Source organism: Micromonospora endolithica (assembly GCF_003626595.1).
Classification (GTDB): domain Bacteria; phylum Actinomycetota; class Actinomycetes; order Mycobacteriales; family Micromonosporaceae; genus Micromonospora; species Micromonospora endolithica.
This window is the reverse complement of record NZ_RBAK01000026.1, coordinates 1-22162: the sequence shown is the minus strand read 5'-3', so window position 1 is coordinate 22162 and position 22162 is coordinate 1. Positions and strand designations below refer to the sequence as shown.

Here is a 22162-nt window from a genome sequence, read left to right as displayed (position 1 = left end):
GAACCCGGAAGCTAAGCCCTCCAGCGCCGATGGTACTGCACCCGGGAGGGTGTGGGAGAGTAGGACACCGCCGGACAAACATTCCGTTCAGGGCCACCCCACCAGGGGTGGCCCTGAACGCGTTTCCGAGCCGTGGCGCATTGCCGTCGCTGTCTACAGAGGCCCCATCGCCTCGCCGTCGCTCGGTGACGATGAGCGTCACTCGGTCGAAGCCGGCCTCGTGCCGGGACGGTAACTGTCCAAGATCTGTATCGGCGGTGGGCGGGACAGGCTCAGCCGATCGGTGAGAGAGATGCGGTGCGGCAGGCGCCGCTGGCGGGCCCCGCCGGGAGGGGCGCCGGCTGATCGGTGCCGTCGGCGGCGTCCAGCCACGCCCGCGCTGCACGGGCGGCATCCCAGCGCGGGGCGGAGGTCAGGCCGTCGCTGGTGCCCGGGCCGAAGGTCGGGGTGTCGCGGCGCGGGGCGGAGGTCGAGCCGTGCTGGTGCGAGTCAGGGGCGGGGCGGGCGTCGGCCGGGTGCTCCGCCTCCGGCGGGACGCGGTGTGCGTACGCCGGAGAAGCCCCGGCGTGGTGCCGGCGGGGAGGTGACAAGCGTGCGCGGGACGGCGGTCAGGAGGGTCTGGAGCCGCAGATGTAGCGCGGTTCGGCGTCGTAGCGCCAGCTGAACTTCTCCCGCTTGACGACCTTGCCGTCCTTCTTGATGACCCGGTAGGCGTCCTGGGTGAAGCCGTTGATGCCGTTGGCCGGGATACAGGTCGGACCGGGTTCCAGATAGATGGTCTTCGGCGTGGTGATGTTGCGACGCGGGCTGTACTCGGTCTTGACGCTGTCCCAGATCTTCGTGCTCCAGATCGACACGGTGACCGAGCTGGACGTGTAGGACGTGTCGATGAGGAGGCCGTACTCGGTGTTGTTGCGGAACTTGAAGTCCAGGTTCGGCCAGAAGATGGTCGACTCGATGACCGCGGGGTAGCGGCTGAACCAGTACGAGTGCGGTTTGTGCTCCACGTCCTCCAGGCCCGCGTAGTACGTGGCGTTGAAGATCGTGGTGGTGAACTGCGACGTTCCCCCACCGACCCCGGGAACGAGCTTGCCGTCCAGGATGACCGGCGCGTCCCGGTAGCCCTGGGCGTAGCCGCGTTCGCCGGTGTGACCGTTGAGGGAAAAGGTCTCGCCGGGCAGTACGACGGTGCCGTCGACATCCTTGGCGATGGTCACGATGTTCTGGCTGCGTGCCGAGGACAGCCCACCGGTGAACCGGGTGGTGAAGGTGGAGACCCGCTCCTTGATGCCCAGCCCGGCGAGCTTCTCGGCGGTCAGTTCCGGGTCGGCGGGCTTCAACACACCGGTGACCTCCCGGCCGTCGGTCTTCGGCAGTACGGCGAGCAGGGCCGCGCCGAGGGTCGAGGTGTCCAGCTGCTGGCCGGGCCGTCCCGGCACGATCTTCGGCTTGCCCCCGGCGATCTTCATGGTGGCATCCTTCGGCGGCGCCTCCACCTTCGCCAGGTCGTCGCCGAGAGCCGTCCGCAGTCGCTTCACGTCCACCTGCGGCGTCAGCTTCCCCGCCTTTTCCGACGTGAAGCGGAGGCTCTTCGCGATGGCCTGCGGCGGGATGGACACCGAGCCGCGCTCGGTGCTGAGCCGGACCGGGGCGGCGACGGCCGGCCTGGCCAGCTCGGCCACCAGCCGGTCGACCTCCGCCGCGGTCGTCGCCGGGTGCGACTCGACCAGCGGCACGTCCACCGGCTGCCCGGCCAGCCAGCCCGCACGGATCACCGCGGCGGACCGCTCCGGGTCCGGCGCGACGCTCGGCTTCGGGTACGTCACCTTCGGGGTGGTGCCCTTCCAGGTGATCGCCGCCTTGGTCATCGCGCGACCCTGGTCGCCGACCACCTTCTTCAGCTCGGCGTCGAGACGGGGCACGTCGACGGTGACCACCGGCTCGACCTGGCGCGAACCGACCAGCCGCTGCACCGCGTGGGCCTCGGCAGCGGCCGCCGCCGCCACGGTGGCGTCCACGTCGATGGAGAGCCCCACCGCGGCCGGGTCGATCCGGCCCTCGCGCTCGCCGACCCGCACGGTCAGCGGGGCCGCCAGGGCGGCGTTGCGTCGGTCCAGCTCGGCTCGCAGCTCCCGGGCGGCGTCCGCGCGGCTCCGGCCGCCCAGTTCGGCGCCGAGGACCGTCGTCCCGCGCGGCACGTCACCGGCGTACGCCCAGGCGCTCACCCCGCCGACCGAGGCCAGCACCGCCGTGGTGAGCCCGGCGGCGAGCAGCAGCCGGGTCCGGCGGGGACGCCGTCCCCGACCCGTAGGGCCGGGCGCGCCAGCCAACGTGGCCGGGCCGGCCGGATTGGCCGAGGTGGCCGGGTCGGTCGGCTCGTCGACGGGCCAGTCGACGGCGGTCACCTGCACGGTGGGCCGGTCGTCGGCGGGCGGACGTTTGTCGCCGTACAGCGTCACAGGCACCTCGATCGGTACGTACCACATGGGGGAAGCGGCTCCCCCGGCCGGAAGACAACTACGGTAACCAACGCCGGGGCGGTGCGGCAGTCTGCGCCCGGTTGGTGTGGCGGCGGCGTGTCGGTCGGCGTGTCGCGCCTTTCGTACCGGTGCCGTCCCGGCGGTCGGGGCATGACAGGGTGTGATCATGCGGATGGGCGAGGCGGTCCTGGCGTACGGCGGTGGTCGGCTGGACCGGGCGGGAGCGCTGCGCACCGCTCCGGACCGGGTCCAGGCCCTGCTGACCGATCCCCGGAGCGTCGTGCTGCCGCTGTGGCGGGACCGCTGCCTCGTCGACGGCGACGGCCCGGTCCGGTTGACCGGCGACCGGGCCACCCTGGTCCGGACGGCTGCCACGGAGACGGTCTTCCTGGGCCTCGACGGGGACACCGCCGTCTTCGCCGTGGACCTCTCCGACCTCACCGAGCGGTCCGCCGTCGAGATGGCCGGCGCGGCGCGGGCCGTCGACGTACGGACCCTGGTGGGTCGGCTCGACCCGGGGGACGCCGCCGCGCAGGCGTACGCGCGGGGGTTGCTGCACTGGCACCGGCAGCAGCGGTACTGCGGCGCGTGCGGGAAGCCGACCGCCGCCGACGGGGGCGGCCATGTCCGGGCCTGCACCGGCGGCGAGTGCGGTCGGCTGTTGTTTCCCCGGATCGAACCGGCGGTCATCGTGCTGGTCGAGGCCCCCGGCTCGCCGGGACGCTGCCTGCTGGCCCGGCACGCCGGCGCGGCCGAGGACGCCTGGTCGACGCTCGCCGGCTTCGTCGAGGTGGGCGAGAGCCTGGAGGACGCGGTCCGGCGGGAGATGGCCGAGGAGGCCGGGGTGACCGTCACCGACGTCCGCTACCAGGGATCGCAGGCGTGGCCGTTCCCGGCCGGCCTGATGGTCGGTTTCCGGGCCACCGCCACCACCGAGGACGTGCGTGTCGACGGCGAGGAACTGCTCGCCGCCCGCTGGTTCACCCGGGCCGACCTGCGGGCCCGGCTGGCTGCCGGTCGTACCCTCGGCCGGGTCGACGCGATCGACCACCACCTGCTGCACGGCTGGCTCGCGGACGGCGACTGACGGCGTCGCCCGGCCGGGACCGGCGGAGCCGGTCAGCGACGGGCGGGGCGCAGCGCCAGCCACGCCATCACGACAGCGGTCAGCACGGCGGTGCCCAGAGCGCAGGCGAGCACCCCCGGCACGGTACGCGGCGCGGCCAGCAGGGCGGTCAGCCCGAGCAGCCCGGCGGCGGCCCACAGCGGCGCGCCCGGCCACCGGGCACCCGTCGCCACCCGGTCGTTGACCAGCATGAACACCACGGCGTAGAGGGCGCCGACGGCGGCGAAGAGCGGCGCCTCACCGGCCAGGTGCAGGTACGCGGCACCGCCGGCCAGCCGGAACGCCAGGTCGCCGGCGACCACCGACGCGCCGACGAGCACCGCCCCGCAGGCCAGGATCAGGCCCAGCGCCCACGCCCGTGCCTGCCGGTCGCCCCGGGCCAGCCGGGGCAGTACGAGCAGGGTGACCACCTGCGGGGCCCACAGCGCGCCCTTGGTGAGCACGGAACCGACCGCGTACCCGCCGGAGGCGTCGGCGCTGAGCAGTTGGCGGGCGAGGATCAGGTCCGCGTACGAGATGGTGAGCATCGCCAGGGACGCCGCGCAGGCGGTCAGCACCTGCCGGGGGCGCAGCTCGTCCACCGCTCCCGCGTCGACGCCGGGTCGGGCCGGTGCCGCCGGGCGGGCCAGGCGGGCCAGCAACGGCAGGACGAGGAGACCGGTGACCGTGCCGAGGAGCAGGCAGCCGACCGGGCTTCGGCCGAGGGCGAGCCCGACGACCAGCCCGCCGTAGCGGCCGGCGGCGAGCACCGTCATCGCCGCGGCGAGCCGCAGGAAGCGCTGGTCGCCCTGGAGTTCGCCGAGCCGGCGGCCGGCCAGCACGGTGGCGAAGGTGCTCGCGGCCAGCAGCAGCGTCAGGGTGAGGGGCAACCGCAGGGTCCAGCTCAGGACGGGCGCGGCCAGCGCGGTGAGCCCGGCGGTGACGGCGGCGGTGCGCAGGGCGAGCCGGGCCGGGTCGGTCGCTCCCCGACGGGCCCGGTGCGCGGCCACCGCGATCTGGAGCCCGAAGCCGGGGACCGCGGCGATCGCCGCGAGGGCGAGCACGGTGGCCAGCGCGCCGAGGTCGGCCGGCGTCAGCCGGCGGGCACCGAGCACCGGCACGGCGTACGCCAGGGCGTTGGTCAGCACGGTGGCGACGGTGACGGCGGCACCGGCCGCGCCGAGCCGGACCACCGCGGTCGCACCGCCGGCCGTCTGAGTCATCCCACCCCCGCGTCTCCCCGTCGCCACCCGCCCGGCACGGACGCCACGGGTGGACCGGTCGGCCCGGCCGGGAGACGGTACCGCTCGGCCGACCGGCCCGACAGCCCCGAACGGGCGGCCCCCTGCCCCCGCGCGGGGAAAGCGTCTAGTGTGCTGCCCCATGGCGTCGACGCAAGCGGTCCCGGCAGCGACCTCCGGGCTGGCCGCGGTCCTTCCCGAACGGCTGCTCGGCACGGCGATCCGGTGGGTCTACCCCCGGGTGGAGCCGGAGCTGGCCCGGCTGGCCGAGTTCGTGCCGCGCGGCGGCACCGCCGTGGACGTCGGGGCCTGGTACGGGCCGTGGACCGCCCGGCTGCTGCGCCGCGCCGACCGGGTGGTCGCGGTCGAGCCGACCCCACCGCTGGCGCGGCAGCTGCGGGCCGCCTTCCCGAGCGTCGAGGTGGTCGAGGCGGCCGTCTCCGACCACGTCGGGACCGCCGCGCTGCACCTGCCGGCGGGCGGCGCGATCGTCGGCACCTCGTCGCTGGAGGACACCGGCCAGGGTGACCCGGTCGAGGTTCGGCGGATCACGCTGGACTCGCTCGGCCTGACCGACGTGCGCTTCGTCAAGCTGGACATCGAGGGGCACGAGCTGCCGGCGCTGCGGGGCGCGGCGGAGACCGTACGCCGGGACCGTCCGTTGCTGCTGATCGAGGTCGAGGAACGCATCCAGCCGGTCGGTCCGCTGCTCGATCTGCTGTCCGGGTGGGGTTACCGCGGCTCGGTGCTGCCCGGCCGGAGCTGGGTGCCACTGGCCGACTTCGACCTCGGCGGGCACCAGCGGGCGGCGATCGCCCGGGTCGGGCAGAGCTTCGCCCGCCGGGTGGTGTGGCCGCGCCCGCGCTACGTCAACTCGGTGCTGTTCCGGCCGGAGTGAGCGACGGGCGCCGCGCACTCCGGCCGCCGCTCACTCCGGCTTGGGCGCCGGGTCGCCGATGGCGATCTCGTTGGTGCAGAACGAGACGCGGTCGCCGGTGACGGTGAGTTCCACCGCGTCCCCGCCACCGACGATGCGGAAGAAGTGCTGGTTGAGGCCCGGCTTGACGGGGAACGTGGCGGTGGCGTCGCCGAGCCGCAGCACGGCACTGCCGGCACCGGAACTCAGGTAGCCCACCCGGACCACGTAGTGCCACTGGTCGCGCGGCTTGTCCAACGGCATCCGGACGGTCTGGCCGGCGGTGACGCGGTAACCGCACGACTCCTCGGGCCCGGGCTGGATGACGCTGCCCAGGACGGTCGCCTCCTGGATCCGGCCCAGGTGGTCCAGCACCGACGGCTTCTCGGCCTCGTCCACGAAGACCGGCCGGGTGCCGAACGACCGGAAGAACCGCGACTGGAGGTTGTACGGGTTGGACAGACTCGGGACCACGTTGTCCGGGACGGTGGCGTCGAAGAAGACCGTGCCGGGCGGGGCGCTGGCCATCTCCAGCTTGACGGTGTCGACGTACGCACGTGCGGACTTGCGGGCCCACTCGTCGCTGTAGCGGGACGTCGTCCAGGCGGTGCCCAGGCAGACCGCCACCAGGACCAGGACCAGCATGACGGTCACCGAGTCGCGGTACCGGGCGGGGATGGGCGCGAGCAGGTCCGCCGTCGGCGGTTCGGCGGCACCCGGTGGCGTGCGGGACGCACCCGGCTCCCGGGTGGGCGGCGGGGTGTCGTCGGCCGGCGCCGGCACGTCCCCCGACCCCGGCCCGTCCGGTCCGGCGGCCGGGGGCGCGGCGGCCGGGGGTGCGGCGGCCTGCGGCGCGGCGCTCGCCGGCGCACTTTCCTGCTCAGGTGCGGGTCGCGGCTCCGGCTCCGGGTCGTCGGCCGCCTCGGCGTGGATGACGCCGGCCCGGGCCACCACCAGCGGCTTCGGCCGGGCGGCCGGCACCGCGGCGGCGACCGGCTCCGGTCGTGCCTCGGCCGCGTGCGGGTCGTCCGCCGGCCCGGGCGCGGCACCCTCCGGCTCGGAATCCTCCGGCACGGCCTGCGCCGGCACGCCGTCGGCCGGGCCGCGGGCGAGACCGCAGAGGGCCACCCCGAGACAGATCGCGGCGACCACCACCACGTCACTGACGTAGCGCGGCACGCCGCCCGCGACGGCGCTGAACACCGAACCCAGCCGGGTCGCGGCCAGGATCGTCGCCACCATCACCAGGTACGCGCCGAGCAGCACCCAGGCCCGGCCGGCGCGGCGGTCCCGGCGTACGGTCGCCAGGATCACGGCCACCACCAGCACCCAGGCCAGCCAGCTACCCAGCTCCGGTGGGGCGGCGACCGGCGCGCCGTCACCGGCGCCCAACCACCGCCACGGGCCCCCGACCAGGCCCGGCAGCAGGTTGGAGCCGAGCATCTGCTGGAGGAACGACAGCACCTCGCCCGGTGACTCCGGCCGGCGCAGCGACGACTCGGACCGGGTCAGGTAGGCGGCCAGGAAACCCAGGGTCAGCACGGTCAGCACCAGCCAGGACTGCCACCAGCGACGGACCGTGGTCCAGAGGGTGCGGAACACGCCGCCCTCGGCGTAGAGCAGGGCGGTCAGCAGGAAGACCAGCGGTACGACCAGCAGCGCCTTCTCGAAGAAGAACAGCCCGAGGAACACCGCCAGCGCCAGCCCCACCAGGTGCCGCGGTCGGCGGGTCTGCACGTACGCGACCTGCGCGCCGACCGCGAGCACCATCGCGATCTGCATCGGCAGCATGTTGACCCCGACCGCCCACCACGAGGTCGCCTCCAGGGTGAGTGGGCTGAACAGCAGCACGCCCAGCGGCAGCAGCAACAGCCAGCCCGGTCGCAGCATCCGGCGCAGCAGCCGGAAGAAGGCCAGCCCGAGGACGGCCTGTCCGATCGCCATGAGCAGCACGTACGGCCAGTAGGCCAGGCCGACGTACTCGGTCACCAGCCAGATCAGCAGCCGACCGCCGGGCATCAGGTGGTTGTTGTAGAGCGAGAGCAGGTGCCCCGGCGTCAGGTCGGCCTCGCTGGCCTGGGTGATCAGGACGAAGTCGTCGGCGGCGAGGAAGCCCCGGGCGGCGAGCTGGGCCCGCCACAGTACCCCGATGGTGATCATCGCCAGCGCCACCGTCCGGAGCGGATCCCGGCCCAGCCATCCCTCGGTCTGCCCACGCGCGCCCGTGGTGGCCGCCCCCGTCATCGCCATGGCGGGAAGACTGCCACACCGCGACGGGCGCCCCCATCAGGTCAACGGATGGTTCACGGCGGGTGCGCGGTCGCAGCGTACAGTGTCCGCCACCGGTGCGGTGGTGGTCGCGTACGGCGACGGTGGTGAGGACGGTCGAATGCGGGAACGGCTGGTGCCGCACGGCGTCGCCGCCGTGGTGACGGCGGTGGTCCTGGCCCCGCTGGCGCTGCCCGGGTACGTGCTCCGCTACGACATGGTCTTCGTGCCCCGCCCCACGCTGAGCTGGGAGTCGATCGCCCCGGCCACGGCGCTGCCCCGGGCCGTGCCGCAGGACGCCGTGGTGGCGCTGCTGGGTCAGGTGCTGCCGGGCTGGGCGCTGCAACGGTTGGTGCTGGTGGCGATCGTCTGGTTCGCCGCGCTCGGCGCCGCCCGCCTGGTGCCGACCGACCGGGTCGGGGTGCGGGTGGTCGCCGCCCTCGGGTACGCCTGGACGCCGTACCTCGCCGAGCGACTGCTGATCGGGCAGTGGGGGCTCCTGGTCGCGTACGCCGCGTTGCCGTGGCTGGTGCGGGCGGCGCTGGAGCTGCGAACGGCCCGGCCGGGCGCGGCCCGGCGGCTGCTGCTCGCGGTGGCCGCGTCCGCGATCACCCCGACCGGCGGCGTGCTGGCCCTGGTGGCGGTGGCGGTCCTGGTGCCCGGCCGGTATGCGCGCGCCGGCCGGTCGACGGCCCTGGTGCTCGGATCGGCGGTGCTGCTCAACGCGCCGTGGCTGGTGGCCGGGGCGGTCAGCACCGGGACCGGCCGGTCCGATCCGGCCGGCGTCGAGGCGTTCGCCGCGCGGGCGGAGAACTGGGCCGGGCCGCTGGTCTCGCTGGCCGGCACCGGCGGCATCTGGAATGCGCAGACCACGCCGGACTCGCGGGCCTCGGTGCTGGTGCCGGTGGCGACGGTGCTCCTGCTCGCCGTCGCCGGCTGCGGGATCCCGCTGCTGCGTCGGCGCTGGCCGCACGGGTTCGCGGGTCGGCTGGGCGTGCTGGCGGTCGGCTCCTGGCTGGCCGCCGCCCTCGGCGTGCTGCCCGGCGGTGCCGCCGCCCTCGGCTGGCTGGTGGCCACGGTGCCCGGCGCCGGGCTGGTCCGGGACGGGCAGAAACTGCTGCTGCCGTACGCCCTGGCACTGGCGGTGGCCGGGGCGCTCGGCGCGGAACGGTTGGCCGACCGGGTCGCCGCCCGCTTCGACGCGGTGACCGGTCGGGTGTTGCTGGCCGGCGCGGTGCTGCTGCCGGTGGCGGTCCTGCCCGACCTCGCGTTCGGCGCGGCCGGCCGGCTACGGCCGGTGCCGTGGCCGGAGGACTGGGCGACGGTGGCCCGGCTGACCTCGGCCCGGCCGGGTGCGGTGATCTCGCTGCCGTTCCAGGAGTACCAGCGTCCGGCGTGGAACCGCGACGTGGTGGTGATCGACCCGGCGCCCCGGTATCTCGCGGTGCCGGTGCTGGTCGACGACACCCTCTGGGTCGGTGGTCGGGCGGTGGCCGGCGAGGATCCGCGGGCGGCGCGGGTACGGACGCTGATCGCCGACGGGCGTCCGTTGTCGGCCGAGGACGTCCGATGGGTGCTGGTGCAGCACGTCCCGGGGCCGGCTCCGCAGGCGTCCGTGCTGGCCGGCCTGCGGCTCGTCCACGCCGGAGCGGACCTGACCCTCTACGAGAACCCGGCCTGGTCGCCGTCGCCCACCGCGACCGGGCCCGGACCGGTCGGAGTGGCCCACCTGCTGGCCGGAGCGGTGATGATCGGCATCGGTCTTTCGGGCACTGCGCGCGGGCGGCGGCCCGTGGTAGCGTCCCGGCACGCGAGTCCCGCGGAAGGAGAAGGTGGATGAGGAACCTGCCCGCGTTCGTCGCCGTGGGGGTACTCGGAGTCGTGCTCGGCCTGCTGCTGAGCGTCGGTCTGGCGAACGGTCTCAGCACGTCCGCGCAGGACGCCGCGGAGACTGCCGGCAACTCCAGCACCATCGAGCAGCCGATCGAGTACGGCGCTCGCTGAGCCACGCAACGCCGAGAGGCGCCCGCTGACGCGGGCGCCTCTTCGTCGTGCGCGGAGGGGGAGAAAGGAAGGGCCCCTTCTTAACGCCTGCGGTAGAGGAAGGGCCCCCTCTTAACGAGCCGGACGGGGGTCAGCGCCGCGGGGGTCAGCGCCGCGCGGTCGTCCTGGCGACCAGATGGGCGAAGCGGGTCCCGGCGGCGGTCCAGGTGAACCGCGCCGCGTGTTGCAGCGCCGCCTCGCCCATCGCCTTGCGCCGTACGTCGTCGGCGAGCAGTTCACGGACCACCGCCACGAACTCCTCCTCGTCGTCGACGAGCAGGCCGGTCTCCAGGTCGACCATCGCCTCGGCGACTCCACCGGCGTAGCGGAACGCCACCGTCGGGGTGCTGCGGGCGGCGGCCTCGACGATCGTGAGCCCCCACCCCTCCTTGAGCGACGGGGTGAGCGCCAGCCACGCCGAGGAAAGTGCCGCGTGCTTGTCCTCCTCGCTGACGAAGCCGGCGAAGCGCACGTGGTCGGTGATGCCGAGCTGCGCGGACAGCTCCCGTAGCGGTGCCTCCCACCAGCCCTGCCCGGCCACCACCAGCTCCAGGTCCGGCAGCTCCTGCACCAGCGTGGCGACGGCCCGCAGCGCGATCTCCACCCGCTTGTGCGGGACCAGCCGGCCGAGGACGAGCAGGGACGGGTGCGTCGTACGGGGCAGCGTCGGACCGGTGACCGGCGGGGTGCCGTTGGGCACCACGTCGATGCGCTCCGGGTCGACGCCAAGGTCGGCGAGTTCGTCGCGGCTGGCCTCGGAGACCGTCACGTAGCGGCAGCGGCGGTAGAGGCGCACCGCCAGGCGCGACTCGATCAGCCAGCCGAGCCGTGCCATCAGCGGGCCGAAGACCACCGGCCACTGCTCGCGGTGCACGTGGTGCACCAGGGACACCACCGGCCGGCCGGCGTAGAGCGGGGCGAAGAACGGCACCCCGTTGCACACGTCTATCACCAGGTCGGGTCGGCCGTACCCGCGCCGGCTCAGCGGGCCGAAGCCGAGGCGGCCGGCGATGCAGGTCAGTGCCGCCCGCGCGTAGACGGTCATCCGGGAGCCGCGGCGCAGGACGCGGACACCGCCGTCGGTGGTGCCGGACTCGCCGGCCGCCTCGTGCGCCGCACAGAGAAGAGTCACCCGGTGACCGAAAGTGACCAGCTCGGCCGCGATCCGTTCGATGTAGACCTCGGAGCCGCCGCCCTCGGGATTGGTGGTGTCCCGCCAGTTCAGGAACAGGACGTGGCGCGAGGGGGTGCCGGAGTTGTCCACGCTGCTCCTACCGACGAGTAAGCGGGCACGATCGCGCCACCCTAGGGCGGGCCGGGAGTGCTGCGCAATGGGTCACACCGTCAGCGAAGATCGCCGGAGCGGGCCGGTCGAGGAGGGGGTTTGCCGCCGACGGAAAACCTTGGCAGGGTGTGCACCGCGACCGCGTACGGTGGCGGGCACCACCTGCGCTACCCCAGCGACGGGCGGTCGTGACCTGCGGCCGGACTCGCCGGCGCGGACATCGAGGAGGTGACCGGGCGGTGTTGCGTGACGCTTCCGCTCCGGTGCGTGACCTCTTCCGCCGCTCGCCGGTGGTGCTGCTCAGCGCGGCCCTCGCGGTGCTGCTGCTCGGCTGGGCGGCGTTCGCCTACGTGGCGTCCGAGCGGCGCGCGCCGGCCTGCGTCGACCAGGTCAAGCTGCGGCTGGCCGCCGCTCCGGTGGTGGCGCCGGCCCTCGACCGGATCGCGCGGGCCAGCGTCGGCAGCCAACCCTGCGTGTCCGTCGTGGTGGAGGCCCGCCAGTCCGCCGCGATGGTCCGTGACCTGGCCGACGGCGCGGACGTCGCCGACGCGTGGCTGCCGGAGTCGACGTTCTGGCTGCGCCGGGCGCGGGCGGCCGGTGCCTTCGAGGTTCCCGCCCAGGGCACCTCGGTGGCGAGCACTCCGGTCGTGCTCGCGGTGACCGAGCCGTCGGCCCGCCGGCTGGGCTGGCCGGGTCGGGCGTTGACCTGGCGGGCCCTGCTCGGTCCGGCGACGAAGGTGACGGTGGGGATGCCCGATCCGGCGGCCGACCCGGCCGGGGTGGCGGCGCTGGTCGGCGTACGGGCCCTGGTCGCCGGCGAACGCGAACCGGACGGCGCGGTGACGGCCGCGCTCCGGCGGCTCGCCGGCCGGACGTTCGCCCCGGTCAACGAGGGGTCGGCGCTGGTGCCCGGACAGGAGTTGCCGGGGCGTGCCGACGCGGTGGCCACCACCGAGCAGGCGGTTCTCGAACACAACGCACTGGCCGGTCCGGCGAAGCTGGTCGGCGCGTACCCGGAGGTGGCGGTCCCCGCGCTCGACCTGCCGTACGCGGTGCTGCCCAACGCCCGGGACGCGGTCCGCGACGCGGCCAGCCGGCTGCTGGCCGAGCTGCTCACCACGCGGGCCCGGGACACCCTGGCCGGCTTCGGCTTCCGCACCCCGGCGGGCTTCCCGCCGGCGATTCCCCGGGACGGCCGGTTGCGTACCGAGGAACTGCGCCCCACGCCGCTGCCCGCCGAGGAGGCGGTGACCGAACTGCTGACCGGGTGGAGCGGCGTGCAACGCAGCGCCCGCATCCTCACCGTGCTGGACATCTCCGGCTCGATGGCCGCCCGGGTGCCCGGCGGCGACACGCGGCTCGACGCCACCCTTGAGGCCGCCCGGGAGGGCTCCGGCCTGCTGCTGGACAACAGCGAACTGGGGGTGTGGGTCTTCTCCACCCGGGTGACCGGCGACCGCGACCATCGCGAGATCCTGCCGGTCGGCCCGCTGAACACCGCGCAGCGGCAGCGACTGGCCGAGCGACTGGCGGAGGTACGGGTGAAGCCGGGCGGCGGCACCGGCCTGTACGACACCACGCTCGCCGCGTACCGGGACGCCCGGCGGAACTGGACGCCCGGCCGGATCAACCTGGTGCTGGTGATGACCGACGGTCGCAACGAGGACGAGGACGGCATCGGCCGGACGAAGTTCCTCGCCGAGCTGACGAAGTTGCAGGACCCGCGCCGGCCGCTCCCGGTCGTCTTCATCGGCCTCGGCCCCGACGTCGACCCGGACGAGCTGAGCGCCGTCACGAAGGTGACCGGCGGACAGGTGTTCCGCACCGACCAGCCGAGCGGCATCCGCCGGATCTTCTTCGCGGCGCTCGCCGACCTGAGCTGCCTGCCGCCGGAGTGCCGCCGGTGAGCCGGTGGTGGGCGGAGCCGCCGCGCCGGATCACCCGGGCGGTACGCGAGGCGCCCGGTACGGCGCTGTCGCTGCTGCTGCTCACCGTCATCGCCTTCGTGCAGCGGCCCGGCCAGGTCACCTTCGACACGAAGCTCGACCTCGCCGCGAACCCGGTGCACTTCATGGCCCGGGCCCTGCACCTGTGGAACCCCGAGGCGACCTCCGGCGAGCTGCAGAACCAGGCGTACGGCTACCTGTTCCCGATGGGGCCGTTCTTCGCCGGCGGGCAGCTGCTCGGCGTACCGCCGTGGATCACCCAGCGGCTGTGGACGGCGCTGCTGCTCGTCGCCGCGTTCTACGGGCTGCTGCGACTGGCCCGCGCGCTGGGCATCGGCACCGAACCCACCCGGTACGCGGCGGCGCTGGGCTACGCGCTGGCCCCGCGGATCCTCACCGAGATCGGGACACTGTCCTCCGAGACGCTCGCCGCCGCGATGCTGCCCTGGGTGCTGCTGCCCCTGGTCACCGTCCGGCGGATCGGCTCGCCGCGCCGGGCGGCGGCGCTGTCCGCGCTGGCCGTGCTCGGCATGGGGGGCATCAACGCGGCGGTGGTGCTGCTCGCCCTGCTGCTGCCCGGGGTCTGGTTGCTCAGCCGCCGCTGGGACGCCGCGCACCTGAGGCTGGTCGGCTGGTGGTGCGCCTGCGTGGTCGCGGTCAGCCTGTGGTGGATCGTGCCGCTGCTGCTGCTCGGCCAGTACAGCCTGCCGTTCCTGGACTTCATCGAGTCGTCCACCACCACCACCGCGGTCGCCTCCCTGTTCCAGGGCGTACGGGGCACCAACCAGTGGGTCGCGTACATCGTGCAGGGCGACCCGTGGTGGCCGGCCGGATGGCTGCTGATCGACAACCCGGTGCTGATGACGCTCACCGCGCTGGTGGCGCTCATCGGCCTCGCCGGGCTGGCCGGCAACCTGCTGCCGGAGCGCCGCTTCCTGGTGCTCGGCTTCCTCACCGGGCTGACCCTGCTCACCGTGGGCTACGTCGGCAGCCTGGACAGTCCGATCTCGGAGCAGGTGCGGTCCCTCCTGGACGGGCCCCTCGCACCGTTCCGCAACGTGCACAAGCTTGATCCGGTGCTGCGGCTGCCGCTGATGCTGGGCTTCGCCCACGGCGTCGACGCGTGGGTCACCCGACTGCACCACGCCGCCGCCCGGCGCCGCCCCGGCCTGCGCCTGCGGCCCCTGGTGTTCGTACCGGTGCTGCTGTTGGTGCTCGGCGCCGCCGCGCCGGCCTGGCTGGGGCAGCTGCGGCCCGGACCGGGCTGGTCGGACCTGCCCGGGCACTGGCGGGCGACGGCGACCTGGCTGGCCGAGCGGGACGCGCTGGCCCGCACGCTGGTGGTGCCCGGCTCCGGTTTCGGCCAGTACGAGTGGGGCCGGTCGGTCGACGAGCCGTTGCAGGCCCTGGCCGGCGCTCCGTGGGCGGTCCGCCACCAGATCCCGCTCGGGTCGGCCGGCAACACCCGGATGATGGACACCGTCGAGTCGGTGCTGGCCAGTGGCCGGGGCTCCGCCGGCCTGGCCGACTTCCTCGCCCGCGCCGGGTTCCGGCACGTGGTGCTGCGCAACGACATCGACCGTACGCAGGTGGACGCCCCGCCGGTCGGTGTGCTGCGTCGGGCCCTGGCCGAGTCGCCCGGCATCACCCGGGTCGCCTCCTTCGGCTCCACCACCCGCTTCGGCCGCAGCCCGGGCAGCCCGATCGACGACGACGCCGGCCAGTTGCCGGCGGTCGAGGTGTACGAGGTGCGCGGGGACGTGCCGGTCGCCGCGGCGGTGCTGACCGCCGACGTGCCGACCGTCAGCGGCGGGCCGGAGTCCCTGCTGCCGTTGCTCGAACAGGGACTGGTGGAGCGGAACCGCCCGGTGGTGCTGGCCGGTGACCGGCCGGCGACCGGGACCGAGCGGGCCGGCACCGGGGACACCTGGATCGTCACCGACGGGCTGCGCCGCCGGGAGCGCGACATCGGCCGGGTCCGGGACAACCTCAGCCAGACCCTGACCGCCACCGAGGCGGGCCGGCAGCGGCGGGTCGCCCTGGACCTGCTGCCGTTCGCCGCCGGCCGGCACCAGACCGTCGCCGCCTACCAGGGAGTCCGGGAGGTGTCCGCGTCCTCGGCGGCGAGTTTCGTGGACACCCTCGCCCCCGCCGACCCCTCGCACCTGCCCTTCGCCGCGGTGGACGGTGACAACGCCACCGCCTGGCACTCGGCGCCGCTCAGCGGCCCGGTCGGGCAGTGGCTGGAGGTGGACCTGGACACTCCGCGCCAGGTCGACAAGGTGTCCCTGGCGTTCGTCAACGACCTCGCGGTGGGCTGGCCGGTGACCCGCTTCCGGCTCTCCACCGACCGGGGCACGGTGGAGCACGAGGTGGCTCCGACCCTGGGCGCCCACCCCTACTACACGCTGCCCGGCTCGACCAGCCGGATCCGGGTGACCGTGCTGGAGGTGGCCGGCGCGCGGGTCGACGGCGGCGTCGGCATCCGGGAGCTGTCCATCCCGGACATCGAGCCGCGCCGGGCCCTGCGCGTGCCGACCGACCTGCCGAACGACTTCGCCGGCCCGGTCGCCTGGTCGTTCAGCCGTGGACCCGCCGACCGGCCGGCGTGCGTGCCGACCCCGCCGTCCGCCGGGTCGGGCGGGGACGCCCTGGGCACCGACACCGTGGTCCGGTGCGACCGCTTCCTCGCCCGGGTCGGTGAGGAGCCGCTCGGCCTGGACCGGCTGTTCCGCAGCCCGGCCGCCGGGACGTACCGGATGGCGCTGACCGCAGTGCCCCGACCGGGTGGTCCGGTCACCCTGTCCGGGATGCCGGTGGCGGCGACCGCGTCGTCGTACCTGGCCGGGGATGCGGCGGTGGCGGCGTACGCGGCGGTCGACGGCGACCCGGGCACCGCCTGGCTCGCCGACGCCGGGGACCTGCGTCCCACCCTGCGGTTGAGCTGGTCCGGCGCGCGGCGGGTGGACGGCCTGCGCCTGCGCCCGGCGGTGCTGCCGGTCGGCTCGGTGCCCGAGCGGGTGGAGATACGCACCCCCGGCGTCACCCGGGTACTGCCGGTCGACGGGGACGGCTGGGTCCGCTTCCCCGCCCTGCGTACCGACCGGATCGAGATCGCGGTGCTGGACAGCGCCGCGCGGGTGGCCGACCGGCGCGGCAACTGGACCGCCACCACCGGCGTGGCCGAGGTGGAGATCCCGGCCCTGGCCGACCTGCTGCGACCGGTGCCCGGCACCACCCGGGTCGTCGAGCGGTGCGGCTCGGGTCCGCGGGTGGAACTGGCCGGGGTGCGGTACGACACCGCCGTGCAGGCCACCCTCGCCGACGTGGTCGCCGGCCGGCCGGTGCCGGTCACCGTCTGCGGGGCGACCGGAGCGGTGGTGGACCTCCCGGCCGGTGGGCAGCGGCTGGCCACCACGCCGTCGGCCGGCTTCCTGGTGCAGGACGCCTCGCTGCGTCCGGAAGGCGCCGCTGCCCCGCCCCGGCAGCGGGAGGTCTCGGTGCTCGACTGGGACCCGACCGACCGGCGGGTGCGGATCGGCGCGGGCGACGAGGCGCTGCTCGTCGTGCCGGAGAACGCCAACGCCGGCTGGACGGCCACCCTGGACGGACGCGCGTTGACCGCCACCCGGGTCGACGGCTGGCAGCAGGCGTGGGTGGTGCCGGCCGGCGCGACGGGCGAGGCGCGGCTGGTGTTCACCCCGGACCGGGCGTACCGCGCGAGCCTGGCGGTCGGCGCGCTGACCGCGCTGGCCGTGCTGGTGCTGGCGGCACTGCCGGTGCGTCGCCGGGTGCCCGCCGGGCCGGCGCTGCCGGCCGAGGCCCCGGGCTGGTTCGTCGGCGCGCTGCTGGTGGCGCTGCTGGCCGTGCTGGGCGGGGTGCTGCCGGTGGCGATCGTGCTGGCCGCGATGCTGCTGCGGCAGCTGGCCGTGCGGGCCCTGCCGGTGGTGGTGTTCGGCGGGATCACCGTCGCCACGGTGGGCGCCGTGGCGGGACGTCTCCAGGGCCACGGCCAGGAGTGGGCGTACGGCCCGTGGGTGCAGGGCGCGATGCTGGTCGCGGTCGGCGCGGTGGTCGCCGCGGTGGTGCCGGTGCCGGGCGTCCGCCCTGGGCCGGACGACGGGGACGGACCCCGCGCGCGGCCGGCCCCGACGAACCCGGATGATGTGACGCCGGGCACTGCTCGGGACGACGGCGGGACGGGAGTGCGATGAGTGCGGCACACGACGTGCGCGGGGAACGGGCGGCCCGCCGCCGGTTCGCCACGTTCGACCGTTCGGTGGCCCTCTTCCGGGCCTTCCTCGTCGAGCAGACCGATCCGGACCGGTTCTACCGGCTGCTGGCAGCGGACTCCGTCCGGCAGATCTCCGGGTACACCCCGTTGGCCGGGCGCTCGGTGCTCGACGTGGGCGGCGGGCCGGGCTACTTCGCGGCGGCGTTCCGGGAGGCCGGTGCCACCTATGTCGGGTTGGACCCGGACGTCGGGGATTTCGCGCAGGCCGGTGAGTCGGCCGGGATGCTGCGCGGCAGCGGCACCGCGCTGCCGGTCCGGTCCGGTGCGGTGGACGTGGCGTTCTCGTCCAACGTGCTGGAGCACGTCGCCGAGCCGTCCCGCCTGCTCGACGAGATGGTCCGGGTGACCCGCCCGGGTGGCACGCTCTTCGTCTCGTTCACGCCGTGGCTCTCGCCGTGGGGTGGGCACGAGACGGCGCCCTGGCACTACCTGGGCGGGGACCGGGCGGCGCGTCGCTACGAGCGCCGCAACGGCCGGCCGCCGAAGAACCGCTACCGGGAGACGCTCTTCCCGACCTCGATCTCCGCGACCCTGCGGTGGGCCCGCTCCCACGGCGCGGTCGAGGTGGTCGACGCACTGCCCCGCTACCACCCGTGGTGGGCCCGTTGGGTGATCCGGGTGCCCGGCGCGCGGGAGATCGTGGCGTGGAACTTCCTGCTCGTGCTGCGTCGTACCGGGCCGGATCACGGCGGCGCGGCGGAAAAAACAGAGCTGACCGGGGGTCGCGTTGCTATGTGACCAGGTAGTAACCTCGCGGCCATCTCACTGATCGACAGCGACGAAATTAGCTCCTCCAGGGAGGAAACATGAAGCACCGCGCCATCGGTGCCGTGCTGTTCGGCGGCGGCGTACTGCTCCTGGCGCTGGCGGCCGGACTGGTGTTCGTCGTCAAGCCCGCGATGACCAAGTTGCCCTACGATCTGAAGCCCACCACCTCGGTCGCCGAGGCGAAGGGGGCCACGTTCCTTCAGATCACCAACGGCAACGTCGAGATCAACCAGGCCGACCTGAAGTCCACGGTGCTGGTGTCGCCGAACCCGAAGGCGACCAGCGAGCTGACCGGCGACCTGGACGGCAAGGCGGTGGTCTGGGAGGTCGGTCAGACCGTCGACCGCACCGACCGCAAGGAACTGATCAACGCGTACGGGGCCGCTCTCGCGCTGGACCGGGTCTCCGGCTCGGCGCTGGAGTGGGAGAAGGAGTACCTCGACGACTCCGGCACCCGGCAGGACGTCAACTTCTCCGGGCAGATGTACAAGTTCCCGTTCAACACCGAGAAGAAGACGTACGAGATCTTCGACCGGGACCTGCGGGCCAAGCGGCCGGCCGAGTTCAAGGGCACCGAGGACATCCAGGGCATCGAGGCGTACCGCTTCGAGCAGGTGATCGCCGACGAGACGCTGGACCTGGCGCCGGACCGGCTCGCGGTCCTGCTGCCGAAGCTGGCCCCCGGCGCGACGAGCGGTGAGCTGAAGTACAGCAACACCCGTACGGTGTGGATCGACCCGGTCACCGGTTCCTTCCTCAACGTGCGCGAGGTGCAGCGCAAGACGCTGGTCCCGAACACCGGCGCTCCGGTGGACGTGCTGAACGCGGACTTCGCGTACAACGAGGAGACGATCAAGGGCTCGGTGGAGCGGGCGAAGGACAGCCGCAACAGCCTGAACCTGCTCGGGGTGTACGCCCCGGTGGGTGCCGCCCTGCTCGGCCTCGTGCTGATCCTGGCCGGTCTGCTGGTGGGCCGGCAGGGCGCCACCGTGGCGGCCGGCGAGGCGCGCCACCGGGCCGAGCCGGCCCCGGTCGCCGACCCCACCCCGACCCGGGTGGACCAGGAGCCGGTACGCGACGACACCCCGACCGCCGAGCAGCCGAGGACGGAACCGGCGGGTGGTGTGCTGAGCGATGAGATCCCGCCGGCGTCGACCAACTGGAAGGGCGACGACTCGTCGGTGCCCCACCAGCGCCCGTCGACCGACGACGAGGCGGAGAAGCGCTGACCGCGATCTGACCGCGTACGACGGAGGGGTGGACCGGCTGCGGTCCGCCCCTCCGTGCTTTACAAAGACACCGTCGGTGTATGTTGCGGAATCGTTACGTATCAATAGTCTGCTCACTGGTGGTGATCGATCGATGCGCCTTGTGTCCGCTTCGGGCCCTTCGCCGGCCGCGCCTGGCGGAGTCACCGTCACCATCCGTCACGCCCCTGCCGATCCGGCCGTGGCCCGGATTGCCGACAGGTAGCCGGGGCCTTGTGGCGTACGCCTCAGGGGTGCACCATCATCGCACGTTCGTTACCCGCCGGTAACAGGTGGTGCCCGGTGCGGCCGCCACCCTCCCGAGGACCGGCCACCCGCGCGATCGTCCACCACCCCCGAGGAGGAATCCGTGCAGGATCCGATCGAGAACCCGGGCCGCATCCGGTGGCGGCGCTTCGCCGCCATGATGGTGCCCTCGACCGCCGTCGCCGGCGCGATCGTCTTCGGCATGTCCAACGGCGCCATCGCGGCATCGTTCGCCGTGTCCGGTCAGACGTTCAAGGTCTCCGCCTCCGAGCTGCGCGGCGAGGGCTTCGTCCAGTACGGCGGCATCGCCGAGGAGAGCGACGGCACCCGGCACCCGGTGGCGGTGTCCGGCATCCGCGAGGCGAAGCTCTACGACCTCTGCCAGTCGGTGAAGGTGCCCGGCTCGCCCGTCGTCCTCACCATCAACGCCGGCGGTGGGGGCAAGCCCGCCACCGCGAGCGGCCTGCTGATCGACATGGACTCGTTGGAGGGCGACGCCGAGTTCAAGAACATCAACATCGGGCAGGACGCCGCGACCCTCAAGGGTGGGCCGCAGGGCGCCACCGGCGACCGGAAGGCGTTCGGCCAGCAGGCCGACTCCGTCTCCATCAAGGGGCTGCGGCAGGTGGCCCGCTCCACGCACGCCGGAACCTTCACGCTCAACGGCCTCAAGCTGAAGGTCAACGTCGGCGCGGACGCCAAGGAATGCTTCTGAGCCGACCCGACGGGCCCGCGGTGGAAGCACCCGCCGCGGGCCGGGTCAGGCTCATCCCTCACCGGCGCAGGAGGCGCACGTGACGACCGCGCAACCGCCGCACGCCCGAACCGGTCGGCTCTCCGGAGCGTGGCGCGGCTTCCGCCGCTGGCGGCGAGCCCGACCGTTCTGGGGTGGCCTGCTCACCGCCCTGGCCGGCCTGGAGATCTTCGGTACCACCCAGATGTCGCTCGGTGGCCTGTCCTTCCAGATGGGACCGACCGGCTTCCTCTCCTGGCTGATCCCCACCATCCTGGTGGCCTGTGGGCTGCTGCTGTGGTTCAGCCCGCAGCAGCGCCTCTTCTACGCCGTGGTCGCCGCGGTCACCGCCCTGTTCTCCCTCATCGGCGTCAACCTCGGCGGCTTCTTCGTCGGCCTGCTGCTCGGCATGATCGGCAGCGCCCTCGGTTTCGCCTGGACACCGGACCCCCGCCCGGCACCGATCGCCCCGACCGACCAGGTTCCCGCGCCGGCCGAGGTGACGTCGCCCGGGTACAACGCGCCCGGCACCGGGTCGGCGGCCGACGAGGCCACCCGGCCCAGCCCCGGCGGACTCCGGTTCCTGGCGGTCCTGTTCGTCCTGCTCGGCCTCGCGGCCACGGTCGCGGTGACGGTGCCGGATCCGGTACGCGCGGCGCCCGCACGGTCCGCCCCCGCCTGCCCGACCCGCCCGCCCGCGCCGGACGGCACCCCCAGCCCCGCGCCGAGCCCCGCCACCCAGAGCCCGTCCCCCGGCCCGGCCGGCGGTGCGGACGGTGGCCTGATCGGCGGCATCCTGGACGGCATCGGCGACCTGCTCGGCGTCGGCGGCCGGTCGGAAAAGCCGACGGCCACGCCGTCCGGAACGCCCGGCGCCGCACCCACCCCCACCGACCGACCCGCCCCGCCGGCCACCTGCCCCACCCGGAAGCCGAAGCCGGAGCCGACGACCAGCACCCCGCCCCCGGCGGAGGAGGACACGCCGCTGCCACGGATCGCCGCCGACCCGGGACAGCCGGTGGTCGGCGCGGTCCCGTCGAAGCTGACCGGCTCGAAGGTGACCATGACCGGGCTGCGGTTCGCGGGAATCGTCGACCTGCCCACCGCCGACGGCACGCTGCGGGTGCTGAAGTTCAGCATGCGGCAGGCGGTCACCGACGACTTCCTGCTCCGCTCGCCCGGCCCGTCCGGCCGGACCATGCGGTTCGCCACCGACCGGCTGACGGTCCGGGGGGACGTCGCGTTCTATGCCACCCGGTTCGTCGGGCGGCTGCTCGGCATCAAGGTCACCCTGACGCCGGACCTGCCGCTGCCGGGCGGCATCCCGATCACCGTGCCGTTCCCGATCACCTTCACCGACCCGGTGATCGACCTGGCCTTCGTCACCAGCGACACGCTGACCGCCAAGCCGAGGCTGAAGCTGACGCTGGACTGACCTCCGTCGCACCACCCGGCGGCAGCACACCTAGAGCCGGCCCAGCGCCTTGCGCAGCGGATCGAGGCCGAGCGCCCCGAGGTCCAGCGCCTGCCGGTGGAACTCCTTGAGGTCGAAGTCGGGACCCTTGCGGA

The 22162-nt window shown here is 74.2% G+C and carries 15 protein-coding genes and 1 rRNA gene; 11 read left to right on the top strand and 5 right to left on the bottom strand.

Going from position 1 to position 22162, the window contains the following annotated elements; genetic code table 11:
• Window positions 1-76: ribosomal RNA gene (gene rrf / locus D7223_RS34430) — 5S ribosomal RNA — on the top strand; the annotation flags it as partial.
• A gap of 532 nt (window positions 77-608) precedes the next feature.
• On the opposite strand, the gene D7223_RS32185 is transcribed toward rrf, so the two are convergent.
• Window positions 609-2465, bottom strand: a complete 1857-nt coding sequence (locus D7223_RS32185) for a VanW family protein (RefSeq protein WP_120733448.1) — start codon at window positions 2463-2465, stop codon at window positions 609-611.
• Window positions 2466-2646: 181 nt separating this feature from the next.
• On the opposite strand from D7223_RS32185, the gene nudC reads away from it, so the two are divergent.
• Window positions 2647-3567 carry an NAD(+) diphosphatase gene (nudC, locus tag D7223_RS32180; RefSeq protein ID WP_120733446.1) on the top strand — a complete coding sequence of 307 codons (921 nt, stop codon included), beginning with the start codon at window positions 2647-2649 and terminating at the stop codon, window positions 3565-3567.
• A gap of 32 nt (window positions 3568-3599) precedes the next feature.
• Here the strand turns inward: nudC and D7223_RS32175 are convergent, their stop codons facing one another.
• Window positions 3600-4808 (bottom strand): polysaccharide biosynthesis protein, encoded by a 1209-nt coding sequence (locus tag D7223_RS32175; protein WP_120733443.1) that lies wholly within the window; start codon window positions 4806-4808, stop codon window positions 3600-3602.
• A gap of 160 nt (window positions 4809-4968) precedes the next feature.
• Here D7223_RS32175 and D7223_RS32170 point away from each other — a divergent pair, with 160 nt between their 5' ends.
• The gene (locus D7223_RS32170; protein WP_120733441.1) at window positions 4969-5724 is read left to right on the top strand and encodes an FkbM family methyltransferase; all 756 of its coding nucleotides are present in this window, start codon (window positions 4969-4971) and stop codon (window positions 5722-5724) included.
• Between the two features lie 30 nt (window positions 5725-5754).
• Here D7223_RS32170 and D7223_RS32165 read toward each other — a convergent pair whose 3' ends face one another.
• Window positions 5755-7992 (bottom strand): hypothetical protein, encoded by a 2238-nt coding sequence (locus tag D7223_RS32165; RefSeq protein WP_120733439.1) that lies wholly within the window; start codon window positions 7990-7992, stop codon window positions 5755-5757.
• A gap of 139 nt (window positions 7993-8131) precedes the next feature.
• Here D7223_RS32165 and D7223_RS32160 point away from each other — a divergent pair, with 139 nt between their 5' ends.
• Together D7223_RS32160 and D7223_RS32935 are read left to right on the top strand one after the other, a co-directional pair.
• Entirely contained in the window at window positions 8132-9850 is a 1719-nt protein-coding gene (locus tag D7223_RS32160) for an MmpA family trehalose lipid delivery protein (RefSeq protein ID WP_120733445.1), read from the top strand.
• Window positions 9847-10014 (top strand): hypothetical protein, encoded by a 168-nt coding sequence (locus D7223_RS32935; protein ID WP_158610961.1) that lies wholly within the window; start codon window positions 9847-9849, stop codon window positions 10012-10014. The genes D7223_RS32160 and D7223_RS32935 overlap by 4 nt, the downstream gene beginning before the upstream one ends.
• A 145-nt stretch (window positions 10015-10159) precedes the next feature.
• Here D7223_RS32935 and D7223_RS32155 read toward each other — a convergent pair whose 3' ends face one another.
• Window positions 10160-11317, bottom strand: a complete 1158-nt coding sequence (locus D7223_RS32155; RefSeq protein WP_120733436.1) for a glycosyltransferase family 4 protein — start codon at window positions 11315-11317, stop codon at window positions 10160-10162.
• Window positions 11318-11601: 284 nt separating this feature from the next.
• On the opposite strand from D7223_RS32155, the gene D7223_RS32150 reads away from it, so the two are divergent.
• The 6 genes from D7223_RS32150 to D7223_RS32125 all read left to right on the top strand — a co-directional run bounded on the left by D7223_RS32150 (window position 11602) and on the right by D7223_RS32125 (window position 22028).
• On the top strand, window positions 11602-13245 hold the full coding sequence (locus D7223_RS32150) for a substrate-binding and VWA domain-containing protein (protein ID WP_147252666.1): 1644 nt from the start codon (window positions 11602-11604) through the stop codon (window positions 13243-13245).
• Complete coding sequence (locus D7223_RS32145) at window positions 13242-17498, top strand: alpha-(1->3)-arabinofuranosyltransferase (RefSeq protein WP_238162330.1); 4257 nt, start codon at window positions 13242-13244, stop codon at window positions 17496-17498. Before D7223_RS32150 ends, D7223_RS32145 begins: the two co-directional genes overlap by 4 nt.
• Complete coding sequence (locus tag D7223_RS32140) at window positions 17495-18316, top strand: class I SAM-dependent methyltransferase (protein ID WP_120733430.1); 822 nt, start codon at window positions 17495-17497, stop codon at window positions 18314-18316. Before D7223_RS32145 ends, D7223_RS32140 begins: the two co-directional genes overlap by 4 nt.
• A gap of 68 nt (window positions 18317-18384) precedes the next feature.
• Window positions 18385-19575: a cell envelope lipid trafficking protein PgfA gene (gene pgfA, locus D7223_RS32135; protein ID WP_120733428.1), complete on the top strand. Its 1191-nt coding sequence runs from the start codon at window positions 18385-18387 to the stop codon at window positions 19573-19575.
• A 388-nt stretch (window positions 19576-19963) separates the two neighbouring features.
• Window positions 19964-20575 (top strand): DUF6230 family protein, encoded by a 612-nt coding sequence (locus D7223_RS32130; protein WP_120733426.1) that lies wholly within the window; start codon window positions 19964-19966, stop codon window positions 20573-20575.
• 79 nt (window positions 20576-20654) lie between these two features.
• Entirely contained in the window at window positions 20655-22028 is a 1374-nt protein-coding gene (locus D7223_RS32125) for a DUF6114 domain-containing protein (RefSeq protein WP_120733424.1), read from the top strand.
• A gap of 30 nt (window positions 22029-22058) precedes the next feature.
• Here the strand turns inward: D7223_RS32125 and D7223_RS33850 are convergent.
• Window positions 22059-22162, bottom strand: a 104-nt coding sequence (locus D7223_RS33850) for a DUF885 domain-containing protein (RefSeq protein ID WP_147442479.1), incomplete at its 5' end; no start/stop codon positions are given.

Coding starts and splice junctions, on each gene's coding strand:
- nudC (WP_120733446.1), top strand. CDS start 2,647: ATGCGGATGGGCGAGGCGGTCCTGGCGTACGGCGGTGGTCGGCTGGAC.
- D7223_RS32175 (WP_120733443.1), bottom strand. CDS start 4,808: ATGACTCAGACGGCCGGCGGTGCGACCGCGGTGGTCCGGCTCGGCGCG.
- D7223_RS32170 (WP_120733441.1), top strand. CDS start 4,969: ATGGCGTCGACGCAAGCGGTCCCGGCAGCGACCTCCGGGCTGGCCGCG.
- D7223_RS32165 (WP_120733439.1), bottom strand. CDS start 7,992: ATGGCGATGACGGGGGCGGCCACCACGGGCGCGCGTGGGCAGACCGAG.
- D7223_RS32160 (WP_120733445.1), top strand. CDS start 8,132: ATGCGGGAACGGCTGGTGCCGCACGGCGTCGCCGCCGTGGTGACGGCG.
- D7223_RS32935 (WP_158610961.1), top strand. CDS start 9,847: ATGAGGAACCTGCCCGCGTTCGTCGCCGTGGGGGTACTCGGAGTCGTG.
- D7223_RS32140 (WP_120733430.1), top strand. CDS start 17,495: ATGAGTGCGGCACACGACGTGCGCGGGGAACGGGCGGCCCGCCGCCGG.
- pgfA (WP_120733428.1), top strand. CDS start 18,385: ATGAAGCACCGCGCCATCGGTGCCGTGCTGTTCGGCGGCGGCGTACTG.